This window comes from Pontibacter sp. JAM-7, from assembly GCF_048548695.2.
GTDB lineage: Bacteria > Pseudomonadota > Gammaproteobacteria > Pseudomonadales > Balneatricaceae > Neptuniibacter.
This window is the reverse complement of the sequence record NZ_JBLYIF020000002.1, coordinates 427,876-433,945: the sequence shown is the minus strand read 5'-3', so window position 1 is coordinate 433,945 and position 6,070 is coordinate 427,876. Positions and strand designations below refer to the sequence as shown.

The window sequence follows — 6,070 nt, the reverse complement described above, 5'->3', positions numbered from 1 at the left end:
GGAGCGGTAGTTCAGTTGGTTAGAATACCTGCCTGTCACGCAGGGGGTCGCGGGTTCGAGTCCCGTCCGTTCCGCCACTGGTAGAATAACTGTTCGTGGGCGTGTAGCTCAGTTGGGAGAGCGTCGCCCTTACAAGGCGAATGTCGGGAGTTCGAGCCTCTCCACGCCCACCACTTCACGATATTCTGTTTAAACTTTCCCTCATTACCTGTATTCTGCCGCCGACACACTGCATCTATAATCAGAGTAAGTAAAACTACATCTGCTTTGTTGTGCATCTATTTGTACAACAAATTTACATTGACGTTACAACCTATGGAATAAAAACAACATGCATAGGGTTGATGGTTACAAGCTGTTATCGCTTTGTCCGGATCCGGTCATCGGTGTTGATGGCAAGGGTCTGGTAGAGGTATTTAATCCTGCCGCTGAAGCCTTGCTGGGTTTTGACGCTGCGTCTGTTATTGGTCGCAAAAATATTGTGGAGCTATATCCAGATCTGGAGACGGCTAAAACCATTAAACGCTTGATTCTGTCTGAGCGTTATGGTCCCTCCGGTTCATTGGAAGGTCTTGAGACCAATGTTAAAAACGCCGCTGGTTTTACGATTCCGGTTCGCTTGTCTGCGGCTATCGTGGATAAAGCAGCAGGCAGCAGTATTGGTTTCTTTCATGATCTTACCGCCCGCAGAGACCTTGAATTCCGCTTAAAACAGTTGTCGATTACTGATGAACTAACAGCCCTTTATAATCAGCGGCATTTTTATAATGTCTTGGCATCTGAGATCAGTCGCGCCCAACGTTACAGTCATCGTTTAAGTCTGGTATGTCTCGATCTTGATCATTTTAAATCGGTAAATGACTCTTATGGGCATCTGGAAGGCGACCGGATTTTAACCTTGATTGGCGAGGTGATGCTGAGTTGTATTCGACAAGGTGATACGGCGTTCCGTTATGGCGGTGATGAATTCATGCTGTTGCTACCAGAAACGGATTTGGCAGATGCGCGCAAGATTGCCGAGCGCATTAGACTGTCGTTTAACCGCCAATGTCGCTACAGCGTTGATCAGCTGGAAAATTCTCTGGTGCAGGTGGCAATGAGCCTGGGGGTAACGGAAACGGATGGTTTTGAGGCGGTAGATAATCTGGTGCAGCGCGCTGACCAGGCAATGTATCAAGCCAAACAGCAGGGGGGAAACCTTACTGTATTGTTGCGTTACCACGCAAGGCGTCGTGGCCATGGGGCTGTTTAACTACAGTTCTTCAGCATCCCCTAGGTTTTCTTCGTCGTCAAACTCTTCCGCGCCGGTGTTCAGTAGCTCTTCTTGATAATCGTCCATAGCATTTCTCTTGTGATAGTTTGAGAGCACCATAACTGCAATAGATGTCGTTTTAATGACGGTCTCCGACAAACAATCTGCTTGGCTGCATCGTATCCCAGTGCCGCGAGTCCAGCCGCTGCAATTAACCCTATTCGCACAAAACCAAGTGAAGGTGTCGTTGCTGCGTCTTGATCAGATAGACGAGGGGTTGTCCGGCAATAAGTGGTTTAAGCTGAAGTACAATTTGCAGCATGCTGTACAGCATGGCTATCGGCAGCTACTGAGTTTCGGCGGTGCCTACTCCAACCATATTCATGCTTTGGCTTGGGCGGGTGCCAGGTTGGGTGTGCCGACTGTAGGTATTATCCGAGGAGAGCCGGTTTACGCGACCAATCCCACTCTGACAGATGCGCAACGTTGGGGTATGCAGTTACAGTTTGTTGACCGGAAAACCTACCGTTTACGGTATCAGCAGGATTACTTGGACCAGTTGCAAGAGCGTTATCCGGACAGTTGGATTGTGCCGGAAGGGGGCAGTAATGCGCTAGCGTTGAAAGGGTGCTCGGAGATTTTATCTGCTGATTTGCTGCATGCGGTGCAGCCAGACTGTGTCATCCTTCCTTGTGGTACAGGTGGCACGTTGGCGGGTTTGGTACAGTCATGGCCTGAGTTGAATATCCTGGGTGTTCCAGTGTTAAAACAGGCCGCATTTTTACAGCAGGATATACAGCAGTTGCTGGATCAGGTGGGGTGTCATAATGCTAATCGCTGGCAGCTGGATCTGCATGGTGCATTTGGTGGCTATGCTAAAACCTGCCCTGAGCTGGAGACATTCATGGCGCAGTTTTACCGGTTGACCGGTATTGAACTTGATGTCGTTTATACTGGCAAAATGCTGTTGCGACTGTGCCAGTTGATTGAAACGGGTTATTTTTCCCCCGGTAGCAGCATACTGGCACTGCATACTGGTGGATTACAGGGTAATAGGGGTTAAAAGCGTCTGCTGGTTCGTAATACAATCGAGTTATAGCTTAATTCAGCGCAGTGCTTCAGGCTGCCTGATCATGGTTGCTGGTCACCAGCCTTTCTCAGCATTCTGTCCGGAGATCAAATGGACTGTTTTCGCAATATCGGCCTGATAGGTCGTCACGGCAGCAAGGCTGTCATTGATACCCTGAAACACCTGGTGCGCTTTCTGGGTGATCGCGGTCTGAACTGTATTCTTGATGACAGTATTGCTGACATGCTGCCCGGCCACGGTCAGCAGGTGTGTACCCAGAAAATGATGGGTGAGATCTGCGATCTGGTGATTGTGGTTGGCGGTGATGGCAGCTTGCTGGGTGCGGCGCGCTCTTTGGCTCAGTACCATGTGCCAGTGCTTGGCGTAAACCGCGGCAACCTAGGCTTTCTGACAGATATCTCTCCGGCTGATATTGAAGAGAAAGTGGTTGAGGTACTGGAAGGCAAATACACCGTGGACAGCCGTTTCCTGCTGGATGTGATTGTGAAACGTGATGGCGTACCGATTGGTGAAGCCTCTGCGCTGAACGACTGTGTGCTGCACCCGGGTAAAGCTGCCCGTATGATTCAGTTTGAACTCTACATTGAGGGTCAGTTTGTCTACACGCAGCGCTCTGATGGTCTGATTATCTCAACGCCTACTGGCTCAACAGCCTATTCGTTGTCTGGTGGTGGTCCGATCATGCATCCAAAACTAGACGCCATGGTGCTGGTGCCGATGTTTCCTCATACCCTCTCCAGTCGACCGATTGTTGTAAACGGTAACAGTGAGCTAAAAATGGTGATCAGCAGTGAACATGGCAGTTATCCGACGGTGTCCTGCGACGGACAAAATCACATCAACTGTGCGCCGGGTGACACCATAACAGTGCACAAAAAGCCGCATAAACTGAAATTGCTGCACCCACTTAATTACGACTTCTATAGCACCTGCCGAGAGAAACTGGGCTGGGGCACTAAGCTGGGAGAGTCGGGTGAGTAGTGTCAGGCAAGGTTATGACCTGATTGGTGATGTGCATGGTTGTGCACTGAGCCTTGAATTGCTGTTGCAAAAGATGGGCTACAGCAAACGCAATGGTGTCTACTCTCACCCCCAGCGCAAAGTGATTTTTCTGGGGGATATTATCGACCGTGGTCCACGCATTCGTGAAGCGTTGCATATCGTGCGTGATATGGTCGAAGCGGGCTATGCCCACATTGTGATGGGCAACCATGAGTATAATTACCTCTGTTATTGCACCCCCGCTGAGGATGGTAGCCAGGAACCCTATCTGCGTGAGCATACGCCACGCCATTTTCGTATTCTGGCTGAAACGCTGGAGCAGTTTGCCAACTATCCGGCAGAACAGGCTGAGTTCCAGCAGTGGATGATGCAGATGCCGCTGTTTCTTGAGTTTGAGCATTTTCGGGTGGTGCATGCCTGTTGGCATCAAAGCCTGATTGACCGCTTTAATCTGCTTTACCCGGATCACTGCATTGATCCAGCCTTCTTGCATCGTTCATCCCGGCGTGGAACCTTTGAATGGGCGTTGATGGATCGGTTGTTGCGTGGCACGCATTTAGTCTTGCCAAATGATGAAGTCATTGTCAGTCGGGATGGTTTTGAACGCCGTTTTTTCCGCACTAAATTCTGGATGAAAGACCCGCAGACTTACGCCGATGTCGTGTTCCAGCCTGATCCATTGCCTGAGCATGTTGCCCGAAAACAGCTGACTGAAACTGATCATAATGACTTGCTGTACTACGGCGAAGAGCAAAAGCCTTTGTTTATTGGCCATTACTGGCGTGAGGGCATCCCTGAACCTATAACCCCTAATATCGCTTGTTTGGATTACAGTGCTGTGAAATTTGGCAAACTGGTGGCATATCGGTTAGACGATGAAACCGCACTACGCAGTGACAAATTTATTTGGGTCGACGTGCAGAAAGAGATCGCTGATAAGTTAGGGTTATCTCCACAAGGGAACTGAATGATCAAAATTCTGGAACTGCCGCTTGAGGATGACCTGTCTGAATTTACTGGTTTCCTCTGGCAGCAGGAGATACCGCACCGTGTGGTAGCGAGTGATGGTTTGCAGCACCTGCTGCTGGCTAACCCTGCTGATGCCGAACAGGTGCTGGGGATTTATCGGCTGTGGCAGGAAGGGCAGGATCTGGCTCAGATACGCCTGGTTCGTTCGGTTCCTCGTCGGCAGCGTAGTTTTGGTCAAATGCTGGTTTACTGCTGGGTGTGTGCCTTGTTGATTGGTGCCGGCTTGATGCTGACTCTGCTGATTAACTTCGGCCAGAACTTTCCATTGCTGCATCACCTCACCATCGTAGAGGTGTCCCGCCAGGGCCAGTATCTGCTTAGCTCAGGGCTGTCAGATACGGTGGAAAGTTTTCAACTGTGGCGTTTTCTGACCCCCATATTCCTGCACTTCTCGCCCCCCCATCTGCTGTTTAATCTGCTGTGGATCTGGGTAGTTGGCAGTCGTATTGAATTTTCACAGGGCCACAGAGCCTTGTTATTACTGGCGGTATTTTCAGGCATCTGTTCTAACCTGGCTCAGTACTGGGATAGTGGCCCGATGTTTGGCGGACTATCCGGTGTCGTGTTTGCGCTGTTTGGTTATGCCTGGTTGTGGGACCGGTTGTATCCGACGCAACGGTTGGGACTGCCACCGGCAATGATGGGTTTTATGCTGCTCTGGTTGGCACTGGGTTATACCGGTATGCTGTCTGCTCTTGGTTTTGGCAATATTGCCAATACTGCTCACCTGGCCGGGCTTGTCGCCGGTTTAGCATTTGTCCCGTTGGGACGTTGGCTGATGAAAGCCAGAGGTAAGACATGACGCCCGGATTGTTACCACCACAGGTTCAAAAACTGTATCAGCAGCAGCTGAATTCACTGCCTGATACGGTGACAGGCAGATACCAGAATACCGAGTTAGGCCAGGTTTGGTTGTTGGAAGCCGGTGATCCGCAAGCACCGGTGCTAATGGCATTGCATGGCCTGCAAACCCCGGCACCGTTTCTCATGGAGATGTTGCTGCCGTTAACTGAGCATTATCGGATTATCTGTCCAGATATTCCGGGTCAGGCGGGGCATAGCGGCTTAGTGGCTCCTCTGCCGGTACAGCAGGGTTATGCCTATTGGCTAGGCAAGTTAATGGATGCTCTGGAACTGCCGGCATGCGCTATGTTGGGTATGTCGTTTGGCGGCGCTATCTTGCTTGATGCGGCCTCCTTGATGCCAGAGCGAATTTCAGCCGCATCCCTCTGGGTGCCGGCAGGTTTCTTTCGCCCGGTATGGCGGCCTATCAAGAGTTTGCTACTGCCGGTACTGAGTTTTAAGTTGAACAGTGACCAGCCACACTTTGACCGCATGATGGACCCTCTGCTCGGTCAAAACTGGCCAGAGTTAAAGGCATATTATTACGCAGTGCAGGAAGCGGGTTTGCCGCTGGTACTGATTCCGCCGGGGCCTTTTGGTCCTGAGCAATTGCAGTCATTGCAGGCCCCAGTGCAACTGGTGGTAGCAGAGCAGGATATCTATTTTGCTCCAGATAAGCTGATCAAACTGGCTCAATATGCCTTGCCTGAGTTAGCAGATCTGCTGCGCCTGGATGACCTGCATGTGCCGAGCCCGGAGCATCGGGCGTTGATGGCGCAGCGGTTGGGGGCTTTCCTGCATCGGCACACAGCCGGTGTGTGATAAACTACAGGCAGTATAATTGTCGGATAGTA

6 protein-coding genes and 2 tRNA genes are annotated in these 6,070 nt (G+C 50.8%); all 8 read left to right on the top strand.

The window, feature by feature from the left end; translation table 11 throughout:
- The 8 genes from ACFVYJ_RS04455 (at window position 1) to ACFVYJ_RS04420 (ending at window position 6,038) form a co-directional block, all read left to right on the top strand.
- A tRNA-Asp gene (locus ACFVYJ_RS04455) sits at window positions 1-77 on the top strand.
- Between the two features lie 20 nt (window positions 78-97).
- Window positions 98-173, top strand: a tRNA-Val gene (locus ACFVYJ_RS04450).
- 158 nt (window positions 174-331) lie between these two features.
- Window positions 332-1,252, top strand: coding sequence for a sensor domain-containing diguanylate cyclase (locus ACFVYJ_RS04445; protein WP_419413509.1), 921 nt, complete (start codon window positions 332-334; stop codon window positions 1,250-1,252).
- 142 nt (window positions 1,253-1,394) lie between these two features.
- Entirely contained in the window at window positions 1,395-2,315 is a 921-nt protein-coding gene (locus ACFVYJ_RS04440; protein WP_419413510.1) for a 1-aminocyclopropane-1-carboxylate deaminase/D-cysteine desulfhydrase, read from the top strand.
- Window positions 2,316-2,432: 117 nt separating this feature from the next.
- Window positions 2,433-3,323, top strand: a complete 891-nt coding sequence (locus ACFVYJ_RS04435; protein ID WP_419413511.1) for an NAD(+) kinase — start codon at window positions 2,433-2,435, stop codon at window positions 3,321-3,323.
- Window positions 3,316-4,311, top strand: a complete 996-nt coding sequence (locus ACFVYJ_RS04430) for a metallophosphoesterase (RefSeq protein WP_419413512.1) — start codon at window positions 3,316-3,318, stop codon at window positions 4,309-4,311. Before ACFVYJ_RS04435 ends, ACFVYJ_RS04430 begins: the two co-directional genes overlap by 8 nt.
- Entirely contained in the window at window positions 4,312-5,175 is an 864-nt protein-coding gene (locus ACFVYJ_RS04425; protein ID WP_419413513.1) for a rhomboid family intramembrane serine protease, read from the top strand. It abuts the gene before it with no gap.
- The gene (locus ACFVYJ_RS04420; protein WP_419413514.1) at window positions 5,172-6,038 is read left to right on the top strand and encodes an alpha/beta fold hydrolase; all 867 of its coding nucleotides are present in this window, start codon (window positions 5,172-5,174) and stop codon (window positions 6,036-6,038) included. The genes ACFVYJ_RS04425 and ACFVYJ_RS04420 overlap by 4 nt, the downstream gene beginning before the upstream one ends.
- The last annotated feature ends 32 nt before the right edge of the window (window positions 6,039-6,070 follow it).

Excerpts from the sequence above, each read along its gene's own strand:
- ACFVYJ_RS04420 (WP_419413514.1), top strand. The coding sequence starts at position 5,172 with ATGACGCCCGGATTGTTACCACCACAGGTTCAAAAACTGTATCAGCAG.
- ACFVYJ_RS04440 (WP_419413510.1), top strand. The coding sequence starts at position 1,395 with ATGACGGTCTCCGACAAACAATCTGCTTGGCTGCATCGTATCCCAGTG.
- ACFVYJ_RS04435 (WP_419413511.1), top strand. The coding sequence starts at position 2,433 with ATGGACTGTTTTCGCAATATCGGCCTGATAGGTCGTCACGGCAGCAAG.
- ACFVYJ_RS04425 (WP_419413513.1), top strand. The coding sequence starts at position 4,312 with ATGATCAAAATTCTGGAACTGCCGCTTGAGGATGACCTGTCTGAATTT.
- ACFVYJ_RS04445 (WP_419413509.1), top strand. The coding sequence starts at position 332 with ATGCATAGGGTTGATGGTTACAAGCTGTTATCGCTTTGTCCGGATCCG.